The sequence below is a fragment of the Trinickia terrae genome (assembly GCF_005144415.1).
Lineage (GTDB): Bacteria > Pseudomonadota > Gammaproteobacteria > Burkholderiales > Burkholderiaceae > Trinickia_A > Trinickia_A terrae.
In genome coordinates this window covers 331,826-355,909 of record NZ_SWJE01000008.1, presented here as the reverse complement: position 1 = coordinate 355,909, position 24,084 = coordinate 331,826, and the positions used below count along the sequence as shown (strand labels likewise).

The window sequence follows — 24,084 nt, the reverse complement described above, 5'->3', positions numbered from 1 at the left end:
GCGAGACGCCGCTCGCCGAACCTGACTATGTGCGCAGTCTCTCGCCCGGCCCCGCAGGAGTGTTCCGGCGGTAACGGGGCGAATACGTTGGCGCTATTAGGTTCCCATCGCCGCCCGGCACTCTTTCGCGCACGCGCGGCATGATTCCATGCACGCCTTGCACGGCTCGTGCTGGTCGGCATGCTTGGAACACTCCGACGCGCAATCGCTGCATGCATCCAGTGCGATCCTGGCAAGCGCCGGAACATGGGGCGAGTTCTGGTTGGCAAGCTGTTGGACCGCGGTGCAAAGAGAAAGCATTTGCGACACGCTGGTTGCGCAGGCAGCCATGTCCTGGTTCCCGCTACCCAGGAGATGGATGCAGTGACTCACGCAGGCTTGTCCCTTCGATACGCACACGCCCGCCGAATCGGCAAGCGCCTGATAGTGACCGCCATGATGCATGTGAGAGGTTTCCGCCGGAGCGGTTTCCTGGGCCGAAACTCGTTCGATCGTTGCCAGTGCGGAAAGCGCCAGCAGCCCTGTACCGAATAGTGCGTCACGTCTGTCCATGTGAGAATCTCCAGAGAAAATTCACCGCAAACGACAACACGTCCAAAGGCCCGCATTCGCAGCCACCGGGGACAGAGGCTGGAACGGCCAAATCCTAACATCAATGGAACACTGACGGATCACTCAGGTGTGTTGTTCATGCCTGGCGCGTCAAAGCATGGATGTGCAGACGCTCCGCGCGCGGAAGCATCAAGTCGAAAGACAACCGTCAGCCAGAGCAGCAGTTCGACGTGAAGGTCGAGATTGATGGAGACGCCCTTCGCACTTTACGCACCGTCAGCGAAGCTCGGCACGAAGATCCTGGCAGTAGGCAAGCGGCGATTTGCCGAGCACCTCCTGACATCGGCGTTGCAGTGAGCGAGGGCTCGCCACGACCGCCCCGGCGTGGTTTTTCTCATGAGCGTCGGCTCTGTCGATGAGGCCAAAGCGGCAGTGGACAAGCTTCCGCTGACCGAAGGCGGCTTAATGACGTTCGAACTGACGCCGGTCGGCCCGCTCAAGCCGCTGGCTAGTCTGATCCAGTAGTTCGAACGACGTGTGTGGCGATCCTCTCAACGCCTTCTTCTTGCCGATCCGTTCGACAAGGTTGCGCTGACGATGGATCGCCTTTTCGACGAACCGATCCAGAAGGACATCCGGCATCGATCGAACATCAAACGAAGACCACCCTCATCCGAACCGGACACAATAAACGGGCGGCAAGTGCGCCGAAATCAAATGCCAGCTTTCGCCGCCGTCGTCGGACGTCCATAGCGCGCCAGTGGTCGACCCCATCGCGAGGCGCGTGCCGGAATCGTCTACAGCGAGTCCATGCCGATACACCAGGTCATACGCCGGCACCGGCGGCAGCCCGTTTGCGAAGCGCTCGAACGTGCGCCCGCCGTCGCGTGTACGCGTGACGACGAACCGGCCGTCCACCGGGATCCGGTACTGGTCTTTCACGGCGGGCACGAACCACGCGGTGTCGGGCTCGCGCGGATGCACGGCAACCGCGAAGCCGAAGCTCGACGGCTGGGCTTCGATCCGCCGCCATTGAGCCGCGCCGTCGGTCGAGCGGAAGATCCCGCAGTGATGCTGCGTCCACAGCACATCCGGGTTCGCCGCGCATTGCACGACGCGGTGCGGGTCTTGCACATTGGCATCGCCGCGCCGCTCCGGCGGCATGTAGTCGGCCTCCATGCCCTCGGCGCTCAAAAGCCAGGTCGCGCCACTGTCGGAGGTTTGCCAGACGCCGCCGACCGATACGCCGATCGTCACGTGCCGGCTGTCGCGCGGATCGACCATCACGGAATGGATGCCCGGCGCGTCGTAACCGCCTCCGAGCCATTCGCGGCGCTCCGGGCGATCCCACAGCGCGCGGTTGAGCGCCCATCTGCCGCCGCCATCTTCGGAACGGAAGAGCCCGCCGGGAATCGTGCCGGCCCACAAGACGCCCGGCTCGTCCGGGCCGCCCGTTTCGAGCGACCAGATTTGCTGAAGCGTCCAGGGGAGCGGCAAGCTGGGTGCGGCGGCGCTCGCAGTGTCCGCACTCGCGTTCGCACCATCGCCGGTGCGCGTCTCGTCGGCAGGCTGCGGCGGGTAGACGGGGACTGCACACTCTTCCCAATTCGTCATGTCCGCGCGCCGGCGATGCAGCTTCACGCCAAAGTGGCCGAGATTGAGCGCGGCATACAGCGATCCGTCGCGCGGATCAGGCAGCACCATGCTCACCGGCTCGCCGACGAAATGCGGCTCACCGAGCGTCCAGCCGCCTTCGCCGCCGGCTTGCAGAACGAACAGCCCCTTGCGGGTTGCGACAAGCAATCGATCGCTCATGTCGGGTGTCTCCTGTCGGCCGGAGTTGGCGCTTCAGCGCTTACTCCGGCCCCATGCAAAGCACGATAACGGATAGGCTCCTCATCCGCCCGACAGCGCCTGTATGACGTAAACCCGGCTTTCCTGGCCGAGCGCATCGGACAGACGTTGCCGGTCACTCACTGGCCGGCCGTCGACGAACACGGCGAGATGTCTTCGCAACGCGCCCTGATCGTCAAGGATGTAGCCACGCAGCCGGGGCTGCTCGGAGAAGGCCGCCTCGAGCGCTTCGCCGAGCGTGCGTGCATCGACCTCGCGCTCGGGCGTTGCGATATGCCGCTGAATCGAAGCAGCGAAGAAGATGTGCGCCATGGCGGGGTCGCCTAGCGGAAATGGCCGTATTGGTTCTGTAGTTTAGGCGATCCGCCATGTGCTTCGAAGCCTTGCCATACATCAGACGCAACGCCCCTCCCTCCCCGAGGAGCGTTGCTCTCCACGAAGCCGATCGCAGTCAACCACGGTAGCGTTTGACGAGCTCCCCGATGTAATCGGCAAACGCCTTAGCAAGCTGAGCATCCTTCAAATTGACAACGTTCTCGGCATTGCGCCGCGCGTTGCTGGAGAAATTGAAACTCCCCGTATGTACGATGCTCTCGTCGACCACGAGCGTCTTGTTGTGCATGAAGTTGTAAAAGCCATTGGCGTCGCCGGGATTGAATGGACGCGACTGCTTGGCAACAAGCTTCGTCTTGACCAGATCCCACCATGCAGCCTTCTGCGATGATCCATTCCCCCGAGCCCACGCCTTTTCGACACCCGTCATCTGAGGACCGTCATAGACGCCGGTGACCTCCACGCCTTCTTTCTTGATGGCTTCGGCCAACGCTTCCAGGATCAAGGCCGACGAGATGTCCATCGATGCGACATGGATGCTGCGGGTTGCCCCGCTGATCAAATCGGCGATGCGCTGGTCGATCGAAATGCCGTCACCCGGGGAAAAGTCGACCTCGAGTGAATCGCCCGACACGGTCAAGTTGCCGTTATCGTTCTTACCCGTTCCGGCGATGCGTCCGTATTGCCAAAGCTCATCGAAGTCGGTTGCGTAGTAACGGGCAAGCTCGGGTTCGCCGGTGAAGATCAGGATGTTGTTGTCCTGCAATCCCCAGCCGTCCTCGGTGAAGTTGGCCGTCCCCATCCAGACGTCCTGGTCGTCGCGAATCATGTACTTGCTGTGCATGAGCGCGCCATCGCCTTCGATGGGAGCCGGCGCCACCCCTTCCGGAAGGCTGTGTATGTCGATCGATTCGATCGCCTTGAGTTGTACTCGTGTGCGCTCGTAACCCTCGAAGACGGAGGGACCGCTCTGGTCCCCGCCGTAAAGCCGCTGATGCCCGCTGTAGGCGCGTTTGGGCTCGTCGAAGTAGGCGATTTTCACTTCAGCCCGCGATGCCACTTCCGTCAAGGCTTGTCGAATTTGCTGAGCCACATCGCCGAAGAACTTGAAGTGGTAGGCGGCAATGTGCAACGTGCTCTTGGTCTGGGAGACGAATTGGCAAAACGTCTGTGCCGTGTCTTTCAGGTTCTCTTGTCCTTCGGGTTGGACGTTGTTGCCTGCACCGACAAGAAGCAGATGTTCGATGGACATCAGGATTCCCTCCTTTCTATCTAAGCCGGTAGATAGATGCCGCGTGTAAAGTCACGCGACGCCCCTGGTGCACAACTGCCACGTGCGGTCTCGGTTATAGCCCGACCGTATGACCGTTTGACGACTGAGCCTGAGTCTTGCCAAATGCCGAGCTCCCTCGTGCAACTCACTACACAGAGGCAAATGAGATATCAGATGGACTCCCCACGCCCACATACCGCCCGGTAAACCGCAACCGCCCACTAGCCTTATCCGCCGCAAAAACCGCAACGTGATCACTACGCTGATTCAGCGAATAAAGAAACCGCCCCGACGGATCGAAGCGAATCACACGCGGATAATCCCCCTCCGTCGCAACCTCCCCCACTCGCTCCACATGCCCATTCGCGCGAATCGCAAACTGCGCGATCGTGTCGTGCAAACGGTTCGCGACATAAACGAACCTGCCATCGTGCGAAAGCACGACCTCCGAAGCAAAGCTCGTCCCCTCATACCCCGGAGGCAGCACCGACACTGACTGCAACCGCGCCAGCGCCCCACTCTTCGCGTCATAGCCGTAGCAAACGAGCGTCGATGCCTCCTCCGTGACCTCGTACAGAAAGCGCCCATTCGGATGGAACACCACATGCCGCGGCCCTGCGCCCGCCGACGCCGCCACGAAAGGCGGATCGTTCGGCGTCAACGCGCCCGTCGCCTCATCGAACTTCCAGACATACGTGCGATCGACGCCGAGATCGGTCGAGATCGCAAATCGCCCATCCGGCGACGGCACGATACAGTGCGCGTGCGGGCCGTCGTGATCGCTGATCGCAAAGCTGCCCGGCACGCCTTCGGCTGCGTGCTCCGCACCCGCGGGCGCCTGCGGCGACTGCACCGAAACCGCGTCGCCAAGCACGCCGTCGATCCCGACAGGCAGCACCGCCACGCTGCCGCTGTTGTAGTTCGCCACGAGCAAAAAGCGCCCATTCGGATGCAAGCTCAGGTAAACCGGCCCCGCCCCCTGCGAGTCGACCGTGTTGATCGGATGCAGCGCGCCTGTGCCCGCCTCGATCGTGTACGCGCTCACCGACCCGTTCGTCGTCCCGTTGTAGTTCTTCACCTCGCTGACGGCAAACAGGAAACGCTGCTGCGGATCGATCGCGAGCGCGCTCGGGTTCTCGATGCCGCCCACGGGCTCGAGCGGCTGGAGCGCGCCGCTCGCGCGATCGACCTGAAAGCGATGAATGCCAAGGCCATGCGGCGTGTAAGTCCCTACGTACGCGAACAACGGCTTGCCTTCCTGCGCAGCCGCCGTCGATGCGGCCCGCTTGCCCGCCGCGCCGGCGGGCCGCGCATTGGCGAGCCCACTCACCGCCGATGCGGCCGCCATCGCACTCATGCCTTTCAGCCAGGCGCGCCGCGCCTCCGAACCCGGAACTTCCACTAGCCGAACCTTGCTCATCGTCTTCCTCCTGTCGATCCGGAGTTAGCGCCTTTGACGCTTACTCCGGTCCCATGCAAAGCTAGATGACGACCGGCAGCCCCAGCGTAAGAACGAGCGCCGTGATGGAGATCAGCGTCTCCCTCACGGTCCACGTCTTGAAGGTTTGAGCCACGGTCATGTTGAAGTACTCCTTGACCAGCCAGAAACCGCCATCGTTCACGTGCGACAGAATCAGCGAGCCTGCACCCGTGGCCAGCAGCAGCAACACCGGCAACAATACCGTCAGCAGCGTGATGCCGAAACCGGGCAGCGGCTGCCCCATGCGCGCCTCGCCCTCTTCGACGAACTGCCGCGCCATCGGGTTCTCGCCTTCGAGCACGACGAGCCGGCTCGCGAGCTTGGAGAATAGCGGACCCGCGAGCACCGCGGTGGGAATGCCGACGACGCCGGATTTCACGGAGCATCCGCGCGTCATCAACGGCTGCTCGGATATCTTCGTCGACATCCTCGGCGAAGCGGGACGCCATTCGCGATCGGCCATCGGCGTCGGATGGCTGCCGCGCAATATCACGGTCGAGATCGAGGCGGTGGTCGCGGTGCGCGACTGAGAAAGAAACGATATGGGCGGCACACCCATATCGCCCACTCACGCTTGGCGGGAAAAAACGCCGGCGGGTGGAGACGCCGGCGGATACATCGTCACGCGCTTACGTCCCGCCACACATCGCGAATCCAGTCGCGCAGCAGCAGCGATTCGGCCCAGCGGTCGGTCGTGTCGTTGCCGTCGCGGCCGATGATCGCGTAGGGCTTGGGTCCGAGCTCGCAAGTAAAGGCAAGCGCGTCGTTCTCGCCCGCGCGCCGGCGCCATGATGCAAAGCCGTAGCGCCACCAGTCGAGAAACAGGTCGACCCACATGCGATGCGGCTCGAACGAAATTTCGATCTGCACCTGCTCGCGGCTCGCGACGCGCCCATGAAACGCCCACGAATGATCGAGGATGCGATGCATCAGCGCGTGGTTCTCTTCGGACACAGGCCAGGCGAACTCACGCCCCACCAGGAAGTGCGAGATGTCGCCGAGCAGTTCGAGCTCGGGGCGTGCGTCGAGCAGGTCGAGCGTGAAAAACAAGTCAGTGGTCATCCGGTCGCGATGGGTCTCGATGTAGACCGGAAAATCGACCTGCTCGGCAAGCTTGCGCCAGCCGTCGAGCAGCGGGAGGCACTCGGCGACAGTCCGCAAACGCACGTCGGGCTGCACATCGATGTGATGCACGCCGTATTCGACCGCGTTTTCGAGCACGGGCTGCAGATCGTCGACGGTGCGCGGAAAGCATTGACCTTCCGCGTCGAGCCCGTAGTCCGCGCGCAGGCGCGCGAGCCGCCGCACGGCGTCGCGATTCGTGTAGTGCGCGCTCACGCCGTCGAAACCAGCCTCGGCGATCATGCGCACGTTTTCGTCGAGCGAGCGCTCCCAGCCGTCGGTATGACGGCGCTCCATGGCCCACATCGATTGGAACACCACTAGACGTTGAGTCATGACATTTCTTCCATAAGCAATGAACGCAGTTTCACCGCGCGATCGGCCAGCGTCTCCGGGGTGATGCGGGCACGCCGCGCGATGAGCTCCTGTGCAATGCGCACGTCTTTCGCGATCTCGCCGGTCCGCCCGACGCCGCTCGCGCCGACCAGCACACCGTCGGCATCGAGCGCAAAGAACACGCGCGATGCCGCGCCCGTCTCGCGCGCCACTGTCGTCGCGCCGAGCGCGGGCAGGCCGGCGATCTGGATCGTCATGTCGTACTGATCGGACCAGAACCATGGCACCGCCGAGCACGGCTCGGCGTGCCCCAGCATGTTGCGCGCGGCGATGCGCGCCTGATCCTCCGCGTTTTTCCAGCACTCGAGGCGAATGCGGCGCGCAAAGAGCGGATGAGGAAACGAAGAGACGTCGCCGGCGGCATAGATAAAAGGATCGCTGGTGCGCAGCGTTTCATCGACAGCGATACCACCGTCCGCGATATCGAGGCCGGCAGCCTGCGCGAGCGCGATGCGCGGGAGAACGCCGATACCGGCCACGATCGCCTCGCAAGGCACGGTCGCGCCATCGGCAAGCTCTACGCCGGTGACGCGCGCATCGCCAAGAATGCGCTCGACCGCCACGGAAAAGCGCACGTCCACGCCCATGCTCCGGTGCTTGTCCACGAGACGCTGCGCCACGGCCTCGGGCACGGCTCGCATCAGCGCACGCGGCGCCGCTTCGAGCACGACGACCTCGCAGCCGCGAGCCACCGCCGACGACGCGATCTCGAGGCCGATGAAGCCGGCCCCGATCACCACGATCCTGCGTCCCGGCGTCAGATCGCCTGCAATCGCTTGCGCGTCGGCCGCGCTGCGCAACATATGCACGCCCGGCAGCTCGCATCCCGGCACATCGAGCCGCCGCAATTGCGCGCCGGTCGCAATCAGCAGACGGTGATACGCAACGCAAGCGCCATCCGCAAGCACCACCTTGTGTGCGGCGCGATCGATGGAAGCCGCCGCCGCACCGGCACGCAAGTCGATGCGCTGGCCGCGATAGAACGCGTCGTCGTAGACCTCGCACTGCTCCGCCGTTCTTTCACCCAGCAGCACGGCCTTCGACAACGGCGGCCGCTCGTAAGGCAGGCGGCCTTCGTCGCCGAGCAAGATGATCGCGCCGTCCCAGCCGTTTTCGCGCAGCGCGTGCGCGGCTCGCGCGCCGCACTGCCCGCCGCCGACGATCACCATCGGATCCGTCGAGTTCATCTGCGACCTCCCGTTCGCGATTACCGGTAGCGGCCCGCCAGCGCCGACACCTGCTCGATGTTCTGCGGCGTGATGAAGCCCGGGCCCGAGGCGATGTTGCGCGCCTCATAGACCGGCTTCAGGCCATAGTCCTGCAGACGCTTGACGAACTTCGGGTCGCGCTCGAGCTCGGCGCGCGCCTGCGCGACATCGGTGTTCTTGTTCTTGTGCATGATCGCGAGCATCGCAACCGGGATATAGCCTTGCAGGTAGGGCTGCTGATCGGTGCAGAACTTGATCGTGCCGTCCTTGATCGCCTTGGCGACATCGGGGTCGATGTCGAACGTCGCGAACCAGATCTTGCCGGCCAGGCCCATCTTCGTCACCGCGCGTATCGTCGGATCCGCGGACGTCGGACCGAGCGTCAGCACGGCCTGCGTATTCGGATGCGCGCGCAACCATGCGCTGACCTTCGATTCGATGCCGGTGGGATCCGTCCCGGCGTCGAGCACGGACGATTTCATGTCGACGCCGATCGCCTCGGCAAAGCCTCGGCAGCGCTCGAACGAAAGCGGATTGGTCGCGTAGTGGTTCACGCAGAGGAACGACTTCACGCCGTCGGCCTTGGCGCGCAGGCCCGCCTCCTTGCCCGCCAGATATTCAGGCTGCCCCACGTGCATCAGCGCGCCGAGGTCGGCGCTCTGTTTCTCGGTGCCGGTATTGGCCGTGATGAGCGGAATGTTCTTCGCTTTCAGCTTCGTTACCGAGTCCTTGAGCAAGTCGAAATCGGCGATCGTGGTGATGACGCCGTCGTAATTGCGGGCCGCCGCTTGATCGATCAGGCGCACCATGTCCGCGATATCGCCGTTCGGCGGATTGCGGTAGTCGGTCTGGACGTTGAAGTCTTCATCGGCCTGCTTGATGCCGTTCTTGACCGTGTTCCACCATGCATCCGAATCGGGCGCGTGCGTGATGAAATCGAAGTGCGCCACGGGATCTGCCTGAGCGCCGGCGCACAGGCCAAGGCTCAGAATCGCGGCGCCAATGCAAAGCGCCTTCTTGAATGGGGAATTCATCGCTGTCTCCGTATTTATGATCGGGTTCCGACGTCAGGCATCGGTCCTTGCCGCTTCGCTCTCGCGTCGAGCTTCGAGCGCACTGCGTCAACTTCACTCGTCGGGCAGGCCGATGAAGACCTTGCCGCTCTCGGTCTTCACGGGATGCGTGACGAGATTGATGCACACGGGCGCCCCCTTCGCCGTTCCGGTGGGAATATGGAAGCGCCCCATATGCATCGGGCACTCGATGATGTCGCCAAACACGAGGCCTTCGGAAAGACGCGCCGTTTCATGGGTGCACAATCCCGCCGACGCGTAAAAGCCGGTCGGCGTGTGATAGACCGCGTACAGCTTGCCGTTGTGCGGGAACTCGACGACATCCTCCTCGTCGATGTCGTCGCATGCGCACACTTCATGCCATTGCAGGATATTCATTGCATGCTCCTTGCCGGTTGGCGTGTTGGTTCAGCGTGCATTCGCCACGAGCTGCGCGTCGGCGGCGGGTGCCTCGACGGGCTCGGCGGTCTTGCCGGGCACGTTCGGCGTCACCATGTAGCCGGGGTCGTGACGCTGCATCTTGAAGGCGTGAAGAATCTCGCCCCATGCGCTCGAGAGACCGTCGTAGGCAGGCGGCATTTCCGCTTCGATCGCCTCGCGCAGCTTCGGCAGCGCATGAAACGGCACGTTCGGGAACATGTGGTGCTCGATGTGATAGTTCATGTTCCAGTAGAGGAACTGCAGGAAGCGATTGAGCTTGATGGTGCGCGTCGAAAAACGATGGTCGAGCTCGTTCTCGCGCAGCCCCGTGTGCTGCGTGATCGCCAGCAGCTCGTGCAGCCACGCGCCGTAGGAACGCGGCAACAAGAGAAACACCACCGGCAGCCAGCTATGCGCCGCGATGGCCCACGCCGCCACGCCGGCGTACAGCGCAAGGACGATGCGCGAGTTGCGGCACATCGCGCGATATTCGGTTGGCGGCACCACCGCTTTCGCGCTGCGCGAGACGATGCCGAGACTGTGCAAAACGATGTTGCCGAGGTGATGGATGCCGTGCGAGACGCGCAGAAAATCGGTGACTAGCTTCAGGTAATTCGGCGGACGCTTGACGGCGATTTCGACGTCCGACGGCACCGTGGCCGTCAAATGCGTATAGGTGTGATGCTGCGCATGCGACCAGCGGCTATAGATCTGCTCGCGCCACGTCATGAAGACGATCACCCAATGCACCGCCTCGTTCAGCCATTCGGTCTTGAACGGCGTGCGGTGACGCAGCTCGTGCTCCATCGCCTCGGCAAACGCATAGATCGTCCCGTAGAGCAGAAACGCCGGCACGCACCACCAGGCGCCGAGCGAGAACCATGCAAGCGCGCCGCTTGCCGCCGCCAGCGCGATGAAGCCGGTGAAGTGGATGAGGGCGTCGCGGTCGTTGCGGCGGGTGAGCTCCTTGAGCACCTTTCTGTCGAGCCGGCATTTGTACCAGTCGTCCATGGTGATCGGTTTGGCGTTGTCTTGCGGTGCGGACATGGGGTGCCTCTGAATGCTTGATGTTTGATCCGGCGATGAACTGCGTGAGGCATTGATCATCGGTTGATCGCATTTAAGGCTCTTAATGAGCACCAGTCAAAGGATAAAATGACTCATATTGATTCACATAGGGTATTCCAGTAGGTTTCACCGAGATTCCCCGGCCATACCGGCGTTGAGATTGACCCTGATCGCCTCAAAATGAGGCAAAATAATGGCCACGCGGCCAACTCACCCCATGCTCCGAGGACTCGAAATGAAAGGCAAGCCGACGCTCAAGCAACTCATGGAGATCACCCAGCTCAGCCGCGCGACCATCGATCGCGCGCTGAACGACCGGCCTGGTGTCCATCCGCGCACGCGCCGCGCCGTCGAGGCGGCGATCAAGCAGCTGAGTTCGGCCGCGCCCACAAAGGTGTCGCCTCGCGCGAAACAAAGCGCTTATGGCTTCCGGTTGCTGGCCCAGGCCGGCGACGCGTTCACCGACGAGCTGACGCGTACCGCCATTGCCCTCGAAGCGGAATTCGCCGCATCGGGGGTGCAGCTCGAAGTCGTGCGCTGTGTCGGCGCGGCTGACGACGAGGTCGCTGCAAGAGTGCGCGAGGCCACCGCCGAAGCGGACGGCATCGGCATCATCTGCACCAACACGGCGACCACCACCTCAGCGCTGCGCGAATGCATGGCAGCGGGCAAGCCCGTCGTCACGCTGATCACCGACGTCGACGCCGATGCGCGTCACACCTATGTCGGCGTCAACAACCGCGCGGCGGGACAGTCGGCGGCGTTTCTCATGGGACGGCATTTGCAGGCGCACGCGTCGCCGGACGTGGCGGTGGTCGTCGCGACGTTTTCATACACATGCCATGAGGATCGCGAGATCGGGTTCCGCTCGTTGCTGAGACAACGGTTCCCGCACGTGAATCTCGTCGAAGTGATCAAGGGCGCGGATTCCGGAGCGGCGACTTATGAAGCGACGAAGCGCTTTCTCGAGCAGCACAGGAAGCTCGATGGCATCTACAACGTCGCGGGGGGAAACGAGGGGTTGGCGGCGGCGCTGCATGAATACGGTCTCACGGGGCGCACGCTTTATGTGACCCATGAGGTCAACCGGATTACGGAACCCCTGTTGCGCTCCGATGCGATCGACTATTTGCTGACGCAGGATCTGAGGCTCCTGCTTCGGACAGCGGTGGAGAACTTGAAGGCGGCGCGGGAAGGAGCGGCGGTTCCCGCGCAGGCTATCGTGCCGATCGAGACGTATTCGAGGTATTCGCTGTATTGAGTTGTGTGGAGCATTGGGGATCGCTCATCCGCCAGTTGCTGCCGCCACAGCTGAAGCAGCCGGAACCGCGGAAGCCGCCGACGCGGGCACCACGCCTGGAACCAGGTTCAGGGGCTGAGGAGGCGCACTGTTCACCGTGCCGTTGACAAAAATTTCCGCCTCCGCCAAGGCGCAGTTCCCATGGAGCATTTGCACGTTCACCACCTCGGTTCCGACATCGATCTTGGAGTCGTCGGTCACGTTCTTCAGGTACGTCAGGTAATTGAGCATGGGCTGCGTGTAGACCTTGTCGAGCGCTGCCTGCAAGCTGCTGATCGACGCCTTCGCGTAAATATTGGCATTGACGGCCGACTTGCTGCCGCTCACTATGGTCGCCCCGGCCGTCATCGCATGAACCGTGGTCAGCGGCGTGAAGACGGTTCCCAGCGCGGTAAAGATCGTTGACGTGATATCGCCCGCCGTATTCACGGTGTTCTCGGTGATCACCAACTGGTTCGCGAATTTCTGGCATTGCATGATCGATTGCAGCGCAACGCTCGCCACGAAATTCTTTCGACAGGTGACTCCGGCAGGACTCACGCATTTTTCCGCATCGGCAAGCTTATTCTGGTCAATGTTCAGTTGCCCTGCACTTACCAGATCGGAGCTGGAAGCATTTATCCAGGATATCACCGACCCACATCCGGAAAGCAGCACGCAAACGACTACAAGACATCCCCGATTGATCGCACGCATTGATCGACCTCCTTCTTTTTGATTAAAGATCTGGAGATGCTTTTGGACATAATGCGATTGCTTTTTGATCTACCCCGCGAGGCCCACTGCCGCTGCCGCCCCGCAGCAAAATTGAGCCAGCTTTCATGAAAGCACACGAAAAATCGCATTTCAAGATACAAGAGCGCGATTGGCCTGCTGGCGCCGAGCGCACCAGTTGTTGCGGCAATATCTATGCACCACGCATAATCAAACGGTCAAAGAAAAAAGCAACCGGACTTCCCGATGACAACCTACATCGCCCTCCTCCGCGCCGTGAACGTCGGTGGCACCGGCAAACTCCCGATGTCCGAGCTTCGTGCAATGTGCGAATCCATTGGCTTCACCAACGTGCGCACGTATATCGCAAGCGGCAACGTCGTTTTTGAAAGCAAACTTTCGGAAGGTTCGGTGAAGGCGAAGCTCGAGCGTTGCCTTGAAACCTACGCCGGCAAGCGGGTAGGCGTCCTGATCCGCACCGGTGCGGAGATGGTTGCGATCCTCGAAGCCAACCCGTTCAAGTCTGCCGCGCCGGATCGGACTGTCGCCATCTTTCTCGACACCCCACCGCCCGCCGATACGCTGACAACCGCAAGTGGCCGGAAAACAGAAGAAATTGCGTTCGGCACGCGCGAAATCTACGTGCACTACAAAGATGGGATCGGGCGTTCCAAGCTGAAAATCGCTGCCGCCAAAGAAGGGACCGCCCGCAACATCAACACCGTAGCGACACTCGCCGAGTGGGCAACGGCCTAGTTCAGCGGCTCGCCGCAAGCGGCTCAAGGAACGCAAAGGCAGCTGAGCAACGGCTGGAAATACTGCCTGTCAGCTTCGCAGTAAATGTGCGTCGACCCATCGCGCCAGTTGCCGCGCGTGCACGTATGCCAAATCATGATTGCCGCCGGCAACGACATGCAACCGGGCGTTTGGAAGCAATTCAAGCAGCCGCTTGCCGACTGCCACGGGACTGATGGGGTCGGCATCGCCCCAGAGCAACAAGACCGGCTGCGTGATCCGGCCCAACTCGCTCGCAAGATCCGACCGTAAAGACACAAACCAATCGGGAAGATGCGGATTCGCCGCGACGAATTCGGCTCTCCAATCCTGCGCGTCGAATGCCCTCATATCGATTCCGCCGGACGTGACCGATAAAACGAGGTGCGTCACGAGGTCGGGCTTTTCGAGCGCCGCACGGACGGCTATCACGCCGCCCATCGATTGGGCAAGCAACGCAGTCGGTTGATCGATGGAATGCACCACCTTTCCGACAAGGTCGTCGAAGCTGTTGACGTCCGGGTCGGAAGGCTCGGCGCCGAACCCCGGATAGCTGACGATCGACCTGGCCGCTTCATGGGTCAGCTCATTCGCGAGCGGTTGCCAAAATCCGGTATTGCCCGATGCGCCCGGCAGGAAAAGCAGTGTCGATGGGGTCGGCAAGTGTTGCTCCTCGTTTTCGGAATGTTGGATTGAATCGCAACGCTATCTACAGATTGGCCTGGAAGAAATTCACGACTTCGCTCTCGATTTGCCGATGAATCGATGGCCTGTCGATCCCGGACGCGTCCTGGCAGACGAAAGGCGCGCTATCGGCAATCTGCGCCGGGCATGGATCGACAAAAACAAAATGATTGCCAGGCACGACGTTCACTTCTGGCGGTATTGGCAAACCAGTCGCAACTGCGAGCGCATTTCGGGCTGAACTCAGGTAGATATCGCTCTGCGGACGATAGAGCAGCGCTGGCACGTGCACGGAAGAGAAACTGGATGCGTCGAACATGATGGCCAACGGGTCCATCAATACCAGCGCCTTCAGTCTATGATCGACGGGCGGATGCCAGGCAATCAATTCCGGAGACACCGAGGTCGCATCCGCTTGGCGTTGTGTACTTCCATCAGTTGCCGGCCGAGGACACGAGCCTGGATCGCCGTGATTCACGCAAAATGCACCGGCATAAGAGAAATCAGGTTTTGCGCCAGCCAGAATCAACGCCGTATATCCCCCGGCTGAATACCCGATCATTCCGATCCGATTTTCGTCCACGCCGGCCGAGAACCTCGGGTTCGAGAGTACGGCATTCAGCGCGGCCTCCGCTTGCCCAGGCCGAGCGATGAGGATCTCGGCTTGCGTCCTGGCCGGAGGCGAGCCCGAGGCATCTCCCACATGCGTTGGCAGGATGGCGACGAATCCCGCGCGCGCCAAGGCAGCACCTAGCTCACGATGGCTCATCGGGCTGCCACGGCGGCCGTGCGAAATCAATACGACCGGGAAGCGGCGTCCAGCGACTAGCGCCGCGTTGCGCGTCGCCTCGACAGCAAAGGGTCCTGCCTGCCAGGGAACCTCAGGGTCGTCGGTCGGATAGAAAACCACCGTATCGAACGTTGTGACGTTGTCCGCCACGGTGAGGCGGACTACCCCCGCGTGAAAGTGCGGCGGCTCGCCTAGCGCGCGACTCGCGAACACGAGGAACAGCACGACAATCGCTATCCGGCGCATTTTGCTGCTCCTTGTTCGACTGACCCAACGCCCTATAGCGCATCGATCGGAATCTTCAAATAGCGCGTGCCGTTGCTCTCGGGCTCCGGCAATGAGCCCGCGCGAATGTTGACCTGAACGGCGGGGAGAATCAGCGTCGGCATATCGAGCGTGCGATCGCGGGCGATGCGCATCGCGGTGAACTCGCCCTCCGAAACGCTGTCACGCAGATGGATGTTGTCCCTGCGCTGCTCGGCAACGGTGGTCTGCCATTGCGGCCCACGCGAGGCCGGCGGATAGTCGTGACACATGTAGAGCCGGGTCTCGTGCGGCAGCGACAGCAGTTTGCGCACCGAGCGATACAGCGCGTGCGCATCGCCGCCCGGAAAATCGCAGCGCGCGCTGCCCACGTCCGGCATGAACAGCGTATCGCCGACAAAAACCGCATCGCCGATCCGGTATGCCATGTCGGCGGGTGTATGCCCCGGCACATGAACGGCTTGAGCGCTCAGTTCGCCGATCTGGAAAGTTTCGCCGTCGGCAAACAGATGATCGAAGTGCTGACCATTGGCGGTCACGCCGCCGTCCAGGTTGAAGACGCGCTCGAACGTGCCCTGCACTTCGCGGATATGCTCGCCGATCGCGATCCTGCCACCCAGCCTCGCCTTCAAATACTGCGCCGCCGACAGATGATCCGCATGAGCATGCGTCTCCAGCAGCCATTCGACGCGCAGCTCATGCGCCCGCACGAATTCAACCACCCGATCCGCGGATTGCATCGAGGTGCGGCCGGCCTTCGGGTCGTAGTCGAGAACCGAATCGATCACGGCGCATGCGGAACCGTCTCCCGCGTGGACGACATAGGTGATCGTGCCGGTGGTCCGATCAAAAAAAGCCTCTGCGAGGGGCAGCATCGCATCCTCCAATCATCGTGTTGAAAAATAATATATCAATACATATAATGTTTGTCAAAATAACGTTTGATGCGACGTCAGCCATAGGAATACGATGAGCGAACCCCTCTCTCCCGCGGCCCTCGATGCGCTGCGGCAATCCGCAGCCAAGTGTTGCGCGCTGCTCAAGGCCATGGCGCAGGAAGACCGCTTGCTGCTGTTGTGCCAGCTGATCGAAGGCGAGCACAACGTCGGTGAGCTCGAAGAAGCCGTCGGTCTTCATCAGCCAAGCCTTTCCCAACATCTTGGCGTTTTGCGCGAGGAAGGTCTCGTGAGCGCGCGGCGCGAAGGGAAGTACATGTACTACAGCCTTGCGAGCATCGAGGTTCTGAGCATCATGCAGACGTTGTCGACCCTCTATTGCGGCAAGGCCAAAGGGCGTTCGAAATGAGTATCGACCTGCTGCACTTCGCGCCGCTCCCGGCGCTTGCCGGCGGGCTTCTGATCGGTGTGGCGGCAGCGCTGCTCGTGCTGGTGAATGGCCGCATCGCGGGCATCAGCGGAATTGCCGGCGGATTGCTCGATGCGGCATCGCGCGACCGGGCGTGGCGCGCCCTGTTCGTGCTGGGACTCGTCGCCGCGCCGTGGGCGTTCCGGCTCGTCGCGCCGCTGCCGGCAGTCACGATCGCGGCGTCGCCGGCGGTGCTCGTCGTGGCCGGATTGCTCGTCGGCATCGGTACGCGCTATGCCTCCGGGTGCACGAGCGGTCATGGCGTGTGTGGAATCTCGCGCGGCTCGGTACGCTCGCTGGCTGCCACTGCGGCATTCATGGCGGTTGGCTTTTGCGTCGTTTTCATCACGCGCCATTTACTGGGGCTTTGACATGCCGCTTCTCAACGCGTTATTGGCGGGATTGATATTCGGCGCCGGGCTGATCGTCTCCGGCATGGCCAATCCAGCGAAGGTGCTGGGCTTTCTCGATCTCGCGGGCAAGTGGGACCCGTCGCTGGCGTTCGTCATGGCAGGGGCCGTCGCGATCGGCGCGATCGGATTCGCAATTGCGCGTCGGCTCAAGCGCAGCTTGTCCGGCGCGCCGATGCAATTGCCCACCGCCACTCGCATCGATCGACGCCTGCTGGCGGGCAGCGCCCTGTTCGGTGCGGGGTGGGGCCTGGCGGGGTTCTGTCCGGGGCCCGCGCTCGTGAGCGCCGGAGCCGGCGAGGCGAAGGCGATGCTGTTCGTCGCCGCCATGCTTGGAGGGATGAAGCTTTACTCGGTGATCGAACAGCGGCGCGCGGCCCAAATCGGGCGGGCCTGATCCTGCACAGCGGCTCAAGCCGCCTTGAGCCGCTGCGTTTGCCTTGCGTCAGGGGCGGGTATGCGGCGTCCCGCCACGCCGCCGCAGCCGGTGTTTTTCGCGTTCGTCCAGCAGCAGCGGCATCAACTCCTCAATGTATTTCCTCGCATGGCCACGCGTGGCCACTTGATTAAAGCGCCGGCGCGCCTCATCGGGCCCAGCCAGGGCCTTATGCGCTTTCCTCAGCACATGCAGGAAGGCGATCAGGCTGGTGCCGTCGCGCAAAGGCTGGTCGTCGCGCGGATCCGGGGAAGATGTCGGCGTCATGATCCGATCCTTTGCAGGCAGTTCGCACGGCAGGTCGTGGTGACAAGAGAAAGCAGATCCTTCGCATTCGCGTCGCGATTGGTCAGCGCCCCGATGCCGAAAAGGCGTTCCACTGTCGCGAGTACCGAGCTGTGGTCGTACACCGTGTGATCGACCTTGCCTTGCGCCACCCAAGGCGAAACCACAATGGCGGGAACACGCACGCCGTAGACATCGAACCGGAATTTGTTCGCGTTCAGGGGCGCCGTGGCGTCGGCGTCGTTTGGCCGAACCGCGTCGCCGGGTTTGACGGAGTCGTAGAAACCGCCATGCTCGTCGTAGAGAATCACGAGCAGGCTGCTCTCCCAAAGCGTCGAGCTGCGAATCGCGTTGTAGACGCGAGCCACGAGTTGGTCGCCTCCGGCCAAGCCATCCATCGGATGCTGCGAACTGCCGCCCTCGTAGGTGCCGCGCACGAGGTCGCCGTAGTTCGGCTCGATGAATGTGTAGCGGGCGGTGTAGCCCGACGCGAGGTCGGCCTCGAAGTGCGCAAGGTCGTCGACGTCGAAGAAACTGATGCCCTTGATGGACGCAACCTGCGGCAAGCGGCCCAATAGCGAACCCGAATCATCCTGGTAGAGGCGGTAGTTGCCCTCGCCCAGCGCGTCGAAGATCGAGCCTTTCGCGTAGGTGAAGCCGTCGACAGTCTCCCATTTGTCCATTTCGGCGGAGGTCGGCGAATGGTCCAGGCCGGCCGAGGAGGCACCATGCAGGAAATAGCGGTTCGGCCAAGTCGGGCCAGGCAGCGACGAGCGCCAGCCGTCGCACAGCACGAACTCTTTCGCCAGCCGATACAGCGCCGGCGACTGGATAGGCGTATTGATGCCCAGCATGATCGTGCTCACGTCGGCGATCTGCGGCGGGTCGCCCGCGGGCCAGGTCTTCGCGTAGTCCGAGACGAAGCCCGAGTTGGCGACCGCCGGGTACGGCTGCCCGCTCGGGAACTTGACACCCGGACCGCACAGCTGTTCGACCACATCCGCAAACTCGTGCCCGGGATCAGTGGGCATCTGGTCGGGCGCGCCGCCGCCGAATGGACAGGCGGTGCTTCCGTAGATGTTGGTATTTCCAGTCGTGGCGGCAACAATGCCGGGGATGCCCGACAGCGCAAACATGTGGTCGAACGACCGGTTTTCCAGCATCAGCACGAACACATGCTTGATGCTGGCCTGGACCGATGCGAGTGCGGTAGCTGTGTCTGTGCTCATTAAGGCTCCCTTTGCCGTTCAAATGGCGGCCGATGCTCTCTGAAAGTTACTTGCCGCCTCACAAGACGGCGTCTTGCTGCACCTTCGCTCGAATACCCCGGCTCGCTCGTGCTCCACGGGAGCAAGGGGACTCAGTTTCCCCAGCATTTGCGTGTACTCCTCGCACGCGATATGGCGAATCTTCATTTCGATCAGGGCGAGCGGGATTTTGTCTTGCCCTTTGTCCACGCAATTGCGGATACCCGCGCATATGTCCGCGTAGCAAGAGCAGGTTGCCCGCAGCCCGGCAAGATCGAAAAACGCGGAGGCGTCGCCGAAGCCGAGTGCCGCCAAATCCTTCGTGCTTTCTCCGAAATGCCGCCGCACGATCGCCTGGGCGCCAAATCGGGTGATGAGACGAAAGGGCAGCCCCGTGCGGATGGCCAGCAACACCGGGTCCACGCACGCGACCTGCTCGACCGAATACACCCCCTCCGACAGGAACAGCGCGACGACAGGCGACGTCATGCCGGTGAGCACAAGCAGTTGATCGCCTTCCTCTTCTTGCGGGTTGACGCTCAAAACCGTATAAGCCTTCCTTCTCAACTGCTTGAAAAGAACATCGATTGGAAGCAAGGCCACGACGAAGCTCATGCTGGCGGCCACGTAATTGCCCGCCCCGCCTCGCACTGATTCGGGCAAGGTGCTGGAGAAGTAGATGGCGATCGGCACCGCTAAAAACTCGCGCAACCCGTACCAATACATGTCCGAGACATTCAAGGATCTGCGCCGTATCGCCATCACGGAGTCTGCGACGGTGAACATATACGCGCCCGAAATGGCGCTGATGACGATAATCTCGGGGGCCCCGAAGAAATAGCCCGGGCAGGTCTGGATTCCGGCGGCGCACTTGTTGATCAAGGCGAGCGCAGCCGCGTTGACATAGGTGATTACCATGATGAACAAGAACGGCGGCACGAACGCGCGAAGCCCGTATTGTTCGTTGTAGATGCGCGCGAACACATTTCCGATGTACCGCCGGGATTCGTCCTCGAGACCCGTCCATATGTCCGGCCGGTCAATCAGCGACTCTTTCTTTGGGATGTCCTGCGCGCCCTCCTTGATCTTTTTGATCTTTTCCTCGAGCCGATAGTCCGCCACCGCGTCGAGGAGCCGTGCCGACCAGAAGCGTCGCAGGTACGCGAACAGCGCACCGTCCTTCAGACTGTTCCTGAATTCGTCGAACCGCGCGTACCAGCCGTGACTGAGGAAGTGAATGAACGGCGCCGTGACGAGGAAGGTTGCCAAACCGCCAAGCATCACCGCTGTTCCGACGTCCTCGCTTGATATCGGCTCATTCGGCCACGGCAATTTGACGAACCAACCGAATGCATGGCCTCCCGATACGCCGCGACCAGGCAATGCGGGAAAAATATCGAAAATCGAAAAGCGGGTCGCTAGACTCTGGAAAGCCAGATGGTATTGAGTGATTTGCCCAGGCGGCACGTAGGTGAGCGCAATCAGGGTCCCTGCGCCGACGACATTCGCCAGCACGACGAGCCACCAGAGAATTGCAGCTCGTTCGCCGGAATTTGCCGTCCGCTCCTCCCAAATGAGCGGTCTGTGTTGGTCTTTACCCAGCATTTCACCCCCTGTTGGTTTAAACAGCTGGGATTGCCCGGATTCGACGACTTCAACGTTTTGCCAAATTGAGGCTTTGGCGCGACGCGGCTTGCATCTATAAAAATCTGCGTCCAGTCAGACAGAATGGACAATGAATCCTACGATCTGCTTTCAATTTGGTTGGAGTGTCTTTTTTTGGCCTGTTTCCGCATTGAAATGCGTGCGCCGATTGTCCCGTCCTCAGGCGCAAACGCAATGCACTCAGGATTGGACTTGCGAACGCGCAGGAATCGCCTTCATCGCACGCCGCTCCGCATCCGCAAACATCTCTCTTATCCGTTCTCGCTCGCCATCGGTCAGATACGACGCTCCGGCCGGCATCACGAGCACCAGTTGCAGCGTCAGGTCGCCGCGCGCGCCGTTGCGGTCCGCGAGCCCCTGCTGGGGCAGACGGATCGTGCTGCCCGCATGCGTGTTCGGCGGAATCGGCACCTGGAGCGCGCGGCCCAGGACCTGCGCTTCGATGTTGCCGCCGAGCATGGCCGTCACGAAATCGACCTGTGTCTCGCAGGTGAGATTCAGCCCGTTGCGGCGAAAGGCTGGGCCGCATACGATCACCACCGTGAAAATCGCGTCGCCGCGCGGGCCGCCACTCGGCCCGGAATGGCCGCGGCCTTCGACGACCAGACGCTGGCCATCCCACGCACCCGCGGGAATCGTCACTTTTCCGGTTTGGTTATGCGGTCCCGTCACCGGGTAGCTCGCTTCGACCTCGCCGCCATGGATCGCGACTTCGGCCGGCACGAAGAGCTCGATCAGGTAGTTCGCCCCGCGCATCGGCGGGCTGCGCCGCTCGCGTGACGAGGCGTCCTTGCCGCGGCCCGCTGCCGATGCCGCCGCCGGGCTGGGCTCCGGCGGCTTGCGCTTGCCGGTCAGGATCTCGAACGCCTCTTGAATGCGCTTGAACGCCGGCTCGACCGTCTTCTCGCGCCCCTTGTTGTGATCCGGATGGTACTTGGCCCGCAGCCGCCGGTAAGCACGTTTGACGTCTGCCGGTGACGCCGTGCCCGGCAGCTCCAGCCGCCGGTAGTATTCCTCGAGGCTCACGCCTTATCCCCGTTTTTCTTTCTGGAAGCGCAAGTCTATCAAGACAGAACAACAGGGCCGTCAGCCGCCTAGAACATGTAGGCAATCTTGCCGAATGCCGTGCGGCTCAACGAGTTGTATCCGTATGCGGTCACGTACTGCCGGTCGAAGAGGTTCACCAGGTTCGCGGAAACGGTCAGATGCGAATTGACCTTGTACGAGGCGCGCAGGCTGACCGTCGTATAGGACGGGAGATAAATCGTGTTGAGCTGGTCGTCGAAGGTCGATCCGTTGTACAGCACGGAAACGCCGGTGCTGAGCGCGTGCAGATGAAACTCGTCCCACGTGTGATCGACGCTCAGGCTGGCCGTCTGGCGCGGACGGCGATTGAGCCAGGTCCCGTCGGTGACGTCCTGCGGATTCAGGATGCCCACGGCAAGACTGACGGACGTGGTCTTGGCGAGCGCGCCCTTGTACGAGAGGTCGATGCCTTGGATGTGAGCCCGGCCGATGTTGTCCGGCGCGAACGTCGCGGCATTGTACGCAATCAGATCGTGCACACGCGTGTCGTAAACCGCAGCGGAAAACGTGCCGAGCGAGGTGGATGCATCGAGCGCCGCCTCGACCGTATCGCTGCGCTCGGGCAGCAGGTTCGGGTTGCCGAATTGCGGATAGTAGAGGTCGTTGAACGTCGGCAGGCGGAACGCGTTGCCATACGAGAGCCGCGCCGTGTAGACCGGCGTGATCGCATAAGACAGCGCGACGTTGCCCGTGTTGACCGTCTGCCCCTGAACAATCTCGTGGCGCCCTGCGAGGAACATCGTGAACCCGCCGAGCGTAGCCGACTGATGGAGCGACACTGCCGAATCGTTGCGCGCCGGCACGCCTGCGGGAATGTCGACCGGCAGGAAGGCCTGCTCGCGCGAGAAGTCGTACGCGAGCTTCGTCTCGCCCGATAGCGGCAGACCGAACAGCTTGAACCCGCGTTCCTGATGGGTCAGCGAAGTCGATGTGCCGAAGCGCGTCGAGTCGATTTGATCGGTCGGGATGGTTGGGTCGGCGGCGTAGTAGAACTGGCGGTCGTTCGCATAGCCGACCGATTGGTCGAATCGAGTGTCCGGCGTGATGTCCCAATGAAACGCCACGCCCGTCGTCAATTGATGATCGAGCTGCCAGTCGCCGCCGCCGGCGTTGTCGTACGAAAGATTGGACCGATGGTAAAGCGCGAACGTCGAAATCGACCAGTCGCCGTGCGCGTAGCCGAGCCGCGCATCGACGTCCTGCGCGTGATAGGGGTTGCGGCCATCCTCGTGCCATGCCAGCACCGGCTGGGTCGCATCGATTCCAGCCGTGTTGTAGTCGCGCAATCCGAACGAATACGTGAGCCCGCCGAGCACGGAAAGCGGCCCCGTCGAGGGCATGGCGCCCGAGGTGCGGACCTGCGTCTCGAAGGTCTTGTTCGAGCCGCCGCCGAAGGAGACCGTGGTCTGGTTCGGCTGATTCGACGCATGGCGCGTGAACAGCTGCACCACGCCGCCCACCGCGTCCGCGCCGAACGAGGCGGCGGCAGGCCCCGAGATCACCTCGACGCGGCCGAAGGCCGAGGCCGGAAGATCCTGCCACTCGGCGATGCCTGTCGTGGCGGAGCCGACGCGGATGCCATCGATGAACACGGCGGCCTGCTGCGCCGACGAGCCCCGGATGCTGACCGAAGTCGCCGCACCCGGGCCGCCGTTCTGCGAAACGGTGACGCCCGGAAGCGTCGCCAGGGCCTGCGTGATGCTGGGATCGGCGGGAGACAGGCGGTCGAGATCCTGGCGCGTGAGCACTTGCGTCGTCGCATACCGTTGATCGAACGATTGCGGCAGATGCTGGGTATCGGCGGTGACGACGATGCCCGGCAGCGTGGTCTCGGCGGCAGGCTGCGAAGGTTGTGCGGACATCGAATCGTCCGCGGCGTGGGCGATCTGCGCGCCGAGCGAGACGGCAAGAACAGAGTAGACGCCGGTGGCGCGACGACGGAAAGCCCCCTGAAAGAGGGCCGTTTTCATAGTGGTGGACATGCGACAGATCCTGAGGCCGGAACTGTCCTTGCAACACGCAACCGCATCATGCGATGCGCTGGCGCATCGGGACACCCCGCCCGGCGCGGCTGCTTGGACCTCGGGTCGATGGCAGGTCTCCTGGCTCGCGGGTCGCCGCCCGATGCCGGCCTTCCCGGTTTCCCAGTGGCCATGAGTGGCACGGACTCGCCGCTTACAGTTGCGGGGGCAGCCGCAGACTCGAAGCATCGATGCTTCTACTGCGTTCCCTTTTGATCCCTGTGACGGGAACCATCGATCAAGGCGGGAGAGTAACGATTCCCG

26 protein-coding genes, 1 pseudogene and 1 riboswitch are annotated in these 24,084 nt (G+C 62.3%); of the genes and pseudogenes, 7 read left to right on the top strand and 20 right to left on the bottom strand.

Annotated features, from left to right (window positions below; translation table 11 throughout):
- Positions 1-96: 96 nt before the first annotated feature.
- Positions 97-552 carry a four-helix bundle copper-binding protein gene (locus FAZ69_RS16680; protein WP_136896164.1) on the bottom strand — a complete coding sequence of 152 codons (456 nt, stop codon included), beginning with the start codon at positions 550-552 and terminating at the stop codon, positions 97-99.
- Between the two features lie 396 nt (positions 553-948).
- On the opposite strand from FAZ69_RS16680, the gene FAZ69_RS34230 reads away from it, so the two are divergent.
- Positions 949-1,077 (top strand): hypothetical protein, encoded by a 129-nt coding sequence (locus FAZ69_RS34230; protein WP_255451537.1) that lies wholly within the window; start codon positions 949-951, stop codon positions 1,075-1,077.
- Positions 1,078-1,221: 144 nt separating this feature from the next.
- Here the strand turns inward: FAZ69_RS34230 and FAZ69_RS16670 are convergent, their stop codons facing one another.
- The 5 genes and pseudogenes from FAZ69_RS16670 to FAZ69_RS34360 form a co-directional block, all read right to left on the bottom strand.
- Complete coding sequence (locus FAZ69_RS16670) at positions 1,222-2,367, bottom strand: WD40/YVTN/BNR-like repeat-containing protein (protein WP_136896163.1); 1,146 nt, start codon at positions 2,365-2,367, stop codon at positions 1,222-1,224.
- Positions 2,368-2,448: 81 nt separating this feature from the next.
- Positions 2,449-2,718 carry a MoaD/ThiS family protein gene (locus FAZ69_RS16665; RefSeq protein WP_136896162.1) on the bottom strand — a complete coding sequence of 90 codons (270 nt, stop codon included), beginning with the start codon at positions 2,716-2,718 and terminating at the stop codon, positions 2,449-2,451.
- A gap of 139 nt (positions 2,719-2,857) precedes the next feature.
- Positions 2,858-3,991 (bottom strand): phospholipase D-like domain-containing protein, encoded by a 1,134-nt coding sequence (locus FAZ69_RS16660; RefSeq protein ID WP_136896161.1) that lies wholly within the window; start codon positions 3,989-3,991, stop codon positions 2,858-2,860.
- 169 nt (positions 3,992-4,160) lie between these two features.
- Entirely contained in the window at positions 4,161-5,432 is a 1,272-nt protein-coding gene (locus tag FAZ69_RS16655) for a lactonase family protein (protein ID WP_206171210.1), read from the bottom strand.
- A 61-nt stretch (positions 5,433-5,493) separates the two neighbouring features.
- A pseudogene (locus tag FAZ69_RS34360) lies at positions 5,494-5,859 on the bottom strand (GntT/GntP/DsdX family permease); the annotation flags it as partial.
- Here FAZ69_RS34360 and FAZ69_RS33940 point away from each other — a divergent pair.
- Positions 5,849-6,022, top strand: a complete 174-nt coding sequence (locus FAZ69_RS33940) for a RidA family protein (protein ID WP_240702271.1) — start codon at positions 5,849-5,851, stop codon at positions 6,020-6,022. The pseudogene FAZ69_RS34360 and the gene FAZ69_RS33940 overlap by 11 nt on opposite strands.
- Before the next feature lie 91 nt (positions 6,023-6,113).
- Here FAZ69_RS33940 and FAZ69_RS16645 read toward each other — a convergent pair whose 3' ends face one another.
- The 5 genes from FAZ69_RS16645 to FAZ69_RS16625 all read right to left on the bottom strand — a co-directional run bounded on the left by FAZ69_RS16645 (position 6,114) and on the right by FAZ69_RS16625 (position 10,758).
- Positions 6,114-6,950, bottom strand: coding sequence for a sugar phosphate isomerase/epimerase family protein (locus FAZ69_RS16645; RefSeq protein WP_136896159.1), 837 nt, complete (start codon positions 6,948-6,950; stop codon positions 6,114-6,116).
- A complete protein-coding gene (locus FAZ69_RS16640) occupies positions 6,947-8,197 on the bottom strand; it encodes an NAD(P)/FAD-dependent oxidoreductase (protein WP_136896158.1) in 1,251 nt (416 codons plus the stop codon). The genes FAZ69_RS16645 and FAZ69_RS16640 overlap by 4 nt, the downstream gene beginning before the upstream one ends.
- Positions 8,198-8,217: 20 nt before the next feature.
- Complete coding sequence (locus FAZ69_RS16635; protein WP_136896157.1) at positions 8,218-9,252, bottom strand: sugar ABC transporter substrate-binding protein; 1,035 nt, start codon at positions 9,250-9,252, stop codon at positions 8,218-8,220.
- A gap of 93 nt (positions 9,253-9,345) precedes the next feature.
- Positions 9,346-9,669: a Rieske 2Fe-2S domain-containing protein gene (locus tag FAZ69_RS16630; RefSeq protein WP_136896156.1), complete on the bottom strand. Its 324-nt coding sequence runs from the start codon at positions 9,667-9,669 to the stop codon at positions 9,346-9,348.
- Between the two features lie 30 nt (positions 9,670-9,699).
- Positions 9,700-10,758 (bottom strand): fatty acid desaturase, encoded by a 1,059-nt coding sequence (locus FAZ69_RS16625; protein ID WP_136896155.1) that lies wholly within the window; start codon positions 10,756-10,758, stop codon positions 9,700-9,702.
- A gap of 256 nt (positions 10,759-11,014) precedes the next feature.
- Between FAZ69_RS16625 and FAZ69_RS16620 the strand changes: the two genes are divergently transcribed.
- A complete protein-coding gene (locus tag FAZ69_RS16620) occupies positions 11,015-12,040 on the top strand; it encodes a LacI family DNA-binding transcriptional regulator (protein ID WP_136896154.1) in 1,026 nt (341 codons plus the stop codon).
- Between the two features lie 24 nt (positions 12,041-12,064).
- Here the strand turns inward: FAZ69_RS16620 and FAZ69_RS16615 are convergent, their stop codons facing one another.
- Positions 12,065-12,775 carry a hypothetical protein gene (locus FAZ69_RS16615; RefSeq protein ID WP_136896153.1) on the bottom strand — a complete coding sequence of 237 codons (711 nt, stop codon included), beginning with the start codon at positions 12,773-12,775 and terminating at the stop codon, positions 12,065-12,067.
- Positions 12,776-13,039: 264 nt separating this feature from the next.
- Between FAZ69_RS16615 and FAZ69_RS16610 the strand changes: the two genes are divergently transcribed.
- Positions 13,040-13,549, top strand: a complete 510-nt coding sequence (locus FAZ69_RS16610; RefSeq protein WP_136896152.1) for a DUF1697 domain-containing protein — start codon at positions 13,040-13,042, stop codon at positions 13,547-13,549.
- A gap of 69 nt (positions 13,550-13,618) precedes the next feature.
- Here the strand turns inward: FAZ69_RS16610 and FAZ69_RS16605 are convergent, their stop codons facing one another.
- Genes FAZ69_RS16605 through FAZ69_RS16595 form a run of 3 tightly spaced genes read right to left on the bottom strand, consistent with a single transcriptional unit; the run spans position 13,619 to position 16,180 of the window.
- Complete coding sequence (locus tag FAZ69_RS16605; RefSeq protein ID WP_136896151.1) at positions 13,619-14,230, bottom strand: alpha/beta fold hydrolase; 612 nt, start codon at positions 14,228-14,230, stop codon at positions 13,619-13,621.
- Positions 14,231-14,276: 46 nt separating this feature from the next.
- Positions 14,277-15,287 carry an alpha/beta hydrolase family protein gene (locus FAZ69_RS16600; protein WP_136896150.1) on the bottom strand — a complete coding sequence of 337 codons (1,011 nt, stop codon included), beginning with the start codon at positions 15,285-15,287 and terminating at the stop codon, positions 14,277-14,279.
- Positions 15,288-15,319: 32 nt separating this feature from the next.
- A complete protein-coding gene (locus tag FAZ69_RS16595) occupies positions 15,320-16,180 on the bottom strand; it encodes an MBL fold metallo-hydrolase (protein WP_136896149.1) in 861 nt (286 codons plus the stop codon).
- 94 nt (positions 16,181-16,274) lie between these two features.
- Between FAZ69_RS16595 and FAZ69_RS16590 the strand changes: the two genes are divergently transcribed.
- The 3 genes from FAZ69_RS16590 to FAZ69_RS16580 are packed head-to-tail and all read left to right on the top strand — an operon-like array spanning position 16,275 to position 17,477.
- A complete protein-coding gene (locus FAZ69_RS16590; protein ID WP_136896148.1) occupies positions 16,275-16,610 on the top strand; it encodes an ArsR/SmtB family transcription factor in 336 nt (111 codons plus the stop codon).
- A complete protein-coding gene (locus tag FAZ69_RS16585; protein ID WP_136896147.1) occupies positions 16,607-17,041 on the top strand; it encodes a YeeE/YedE family protein in 435 nt (144 codons plus the stop codon). Before FAZ69_RS16590 ends, FAZ69_RS16585 begins: the two co-directional genes overlap by 4 nt.
- 1 nt (position 17,042) lies before the next feature.
- Positions 17,043-17,477 (top strand): YeeE/YedE family protein, encoded by a 435-nt coding sequence (locus tag FAZ69_RS16580; RefSeq protein ID WP_136896146.1) that lies wholly within the window; start codon positions 17,043-17,045, stop codon positions 17,475-17,477.
- A 48-nt stretch (positions 17,478-17,525) separates the two neighbouring features.
- Here the strand turns inward: FAZ69_RS16580 and FAZ69_RS16575 are convergent, their stop codons facing one another.
- From FAZ69_RS16575 to FAZ69_RS16555, 5 genes are all read right to left on the bottom strand, one after another.
- Positions 17,526-17,783: a hypothetical protein gene (locus tag FAZ69_RS16575; RefSeq protein ID WP_136896145.1), complete on the bottom strand. Its 258-nt coding sequence runs from the start codon at positions 17,781-17,783 to the stop codon at positions 17,526-17,528.
- Complete coding sequence (locus FAZ69_RS16570) at positions 17,780-19,030, bottom strand: alkaline phosphatase family protein (protein ID WP_136896144.1); 1,251 nt, start codon at positions 19,028-19,030, stop codon at positions 17,780-17,782. The genes FAZ69_RS16575 and FAZ69_RS16570 overlap by 4 nt, the downstream gene beginning before the upstream one ends.
- Positions 19,031-19,048: 18 nt before the next feature.
- Entirely contained in the window at positions 19,049-20,653 is a 1,605-nt protein-coding gene (locus FAZ69_RS16565; RefSeq protein WP_136896143.1) for a hypothetical protein, read from the bottom strand.
- A gap of 240 nt (positions 20,654-20,893) precedes the next feature.
- The gene (locus tag FAZ69_RS16560) at positions 20,894-21,739 is read right to left on the bottom strand and encodes a DnaJ C-terminal domain-containing protein (RefSeq protein ID WP_136896142.1); all 846 of its coding nucleotides are present in this window, start codon (positions 21,737-21,739) and stop codon (positions 20,894-20,896) included.
- Between the two features lie 68 nt (positions 21,740-21,807).
- On the bottom strand, positions 21,808-23,781 hold the full coding sequence (locus FAZ69_RS16555; protein WP_240702270.1) for a TonB-dependent receptor domain-containing protein: 1,974 nt from the start codon (positions 23,779-23,781) through the stop codon (positions 21,808-21,810).
- A gap of 93 nt (positions 23,782-23,874) precedes the next feature.
- A riboswitch (cobalamin riboswitch) is annotated at positions 23,875-24,071 on the bottom strand.
- Between the last annotated feature and the right edge of the window lie 13 nt (positions 24,072-24,084).

Excerpts from the sequence above, each read along its gene's own strand:
- FAZ69_RS16665 (WP_136896162.1), bottom strand. The coding sequence starts at position 2,718 with ATGGCGCACATCTTCTTCGCTGCTTCGATTCAGCGGCATATCGCAACG.
- FAZ69_RS16625 (WP_136896155.1), bottom strand. The coding sequence starts at position 10,758 with ATGTCCGCACCGCAAGACAACGCCAAACCGATCACCATGGACGACTGG.
- FAZ69_RS16635 (WP_136896157.1), bottom strand. The coding sequence starts at position 9,252 with ATGAATTCCCCATTCAAGAAGGCGCTTTGCATTGGCGCCGCGATTCTG.
- FAZ69_RS16640 (WP_136896158.1), bottom strand. The coding sequence starts at position 8,197 with ATGAACTCGACGGATCCGATGGTGATCGTCGGCGGCGGGCAGTGCGGC.
- FAZ69_RS16610 (WP_136896152.1), top strand. The coding sequence starts at position 13,040 with ATGACAACCTACATCGCCCTCCTCCGCGCCGTGAACGTCGGTGGCACC.
- FAZ69_RS16615 (WP_136896153.1), bottom strand. The coding sequence starts at position 12,775 with ATGCGTGCGATCAATCGGGGATGTCTTGTAGTCGTTTGCGTGCTGCTT.
- FAZ69_RS16585 (WP_136896147.1), top strand. The coding sequence starts at position 16,607 with ATGAGTATCGACCTGCTGCACTTCGCGCCGCTCCCGGCGCTTGCCGGC.
- FAZ69_RS16600 (WP_136896150.1), bottom strand. The coding sequence starts at position 15,287 with ATGCGCCGGATAGCGATTGTCGTGCTGTTCCTCGTGTTCGCGAGTCGC.
- FAZ69_RS34230 (WP_255451537.1), top strand. The coding sequence starts at position 949 with ATGAGCGTCGGCTCTGTCGATGAGGCCAAAGCGGCAGTGGACAAGCTT.
- FAZ69_RS16620 (WP_136896154.1), top strand. The coding sequence starts at position 11,015 with ATGAAAGGCAAGCCGACGCTCAAGCAACTCATGGAGATCACCCAGCTC.
- FAZ69_RS33940 (WP_240702271.1), top strand. The coding sequence starts at position 5,849 with ATGCCGACGACGCCGGATTTCACGGAGCATCCGCGCGTCATCAACGGC.
- FAZ69_RS16590 (WP_136896148.1), top strand. The coding sequence starts at position 16,275 with ATGAGCGAACCCCTCTCTCCCGCGGCCCTCGATGCGCTGCGGCAATCC.
- FAZ69_RS16555 (WP_240702270.1), bottom strand. The coding sequence starts at position 23,781 with ATGTCCACCACTATGAAAACGGCCCTCTTTCAGGGGGCTTTCCGTCGT.
- FAZ69_RS16575 (WP_136896145.1), bottom strand. The coding sequence starts at position 17,783 with ATGACGCCGACATCTTCCCCGGATCCGCGCGACGACCAGCCTTTGCGC.
- FAZ69_RS16655 (WP_206171210.1), bottom strand. The coding sequence starts at position 5,432 with ATGAGCAAGGTTCGGCTAGTGGAAGTTCCGGGTTCGGAGGCGCGGCGC.
- FAZ69_RS16630 (WP_136896156.1), bottom strand. The coding sequence starts at position 9,669 with ATGAATATCCTGCAATGGCATGAAGTGTGCGCATGCGACGACATCGAC.
- FAZ69_RS16660 (WP_136896161.1), bottom strand. The coding sequence starts at position 3,991 with ATGTCCATCGAACATCTGCTTCTTGTCGGTGCAGGCAACAACGTCCAA.
- FAZ69_RS16565 (WP_136896143.1), bottom strand. The coding sequence starts at position 20,653 with ATGCTGGGTAAAGACCAACACAGACCGCTCATTTGGGAGGAGCGGACG.
- FAZ69_RS16570 (WP_136896144.1), bottom strand. The coding sequence starts at position 19,030 with ATGAGCACAGACACAGCTACCGCACTCGCATCGGTCCAGGCCAGCATC.
- FAZ69_RS16670 (WP_136896163.1), bottom strand. The coding sequence starts at position 2,367 with ATGAGCGATCGATTGCTTGTCGCAACCCGCAAGGGGCTGTTCGTTCTG.
- FAZ69_RS16680 (WP_136896164.1), bottom strand. The coding sequence starts at position 552 with ATGGACAGACGTGACGCACTATTCGGTACAGGGCTGCTGGCGCTTTCC.
- FAZ69_RS16595 (WP_136896149.1), bottom strand. The coding sequence starts at position 16,180 with ATGCTGCCCCTCGCAGAGGCTTTTTTTGATCGGACCACCGGCACGATC.
- FAZ69_RS16645 (WP_136896159.1), bottom strand. The coding sequence starts at position 6,950 with ATGACTCAACGTCTAGTGGTGTTCCAATCGATGTGGGCCATGGAGCGC.
- FAZ69_RS16580 (WP_136896146.1), top strand. The coding sequence starts at position 17,043 with ATGCCGCTTCTCAACGCGTTATTGGCGGGATTGATATTCGGCGCCGGG.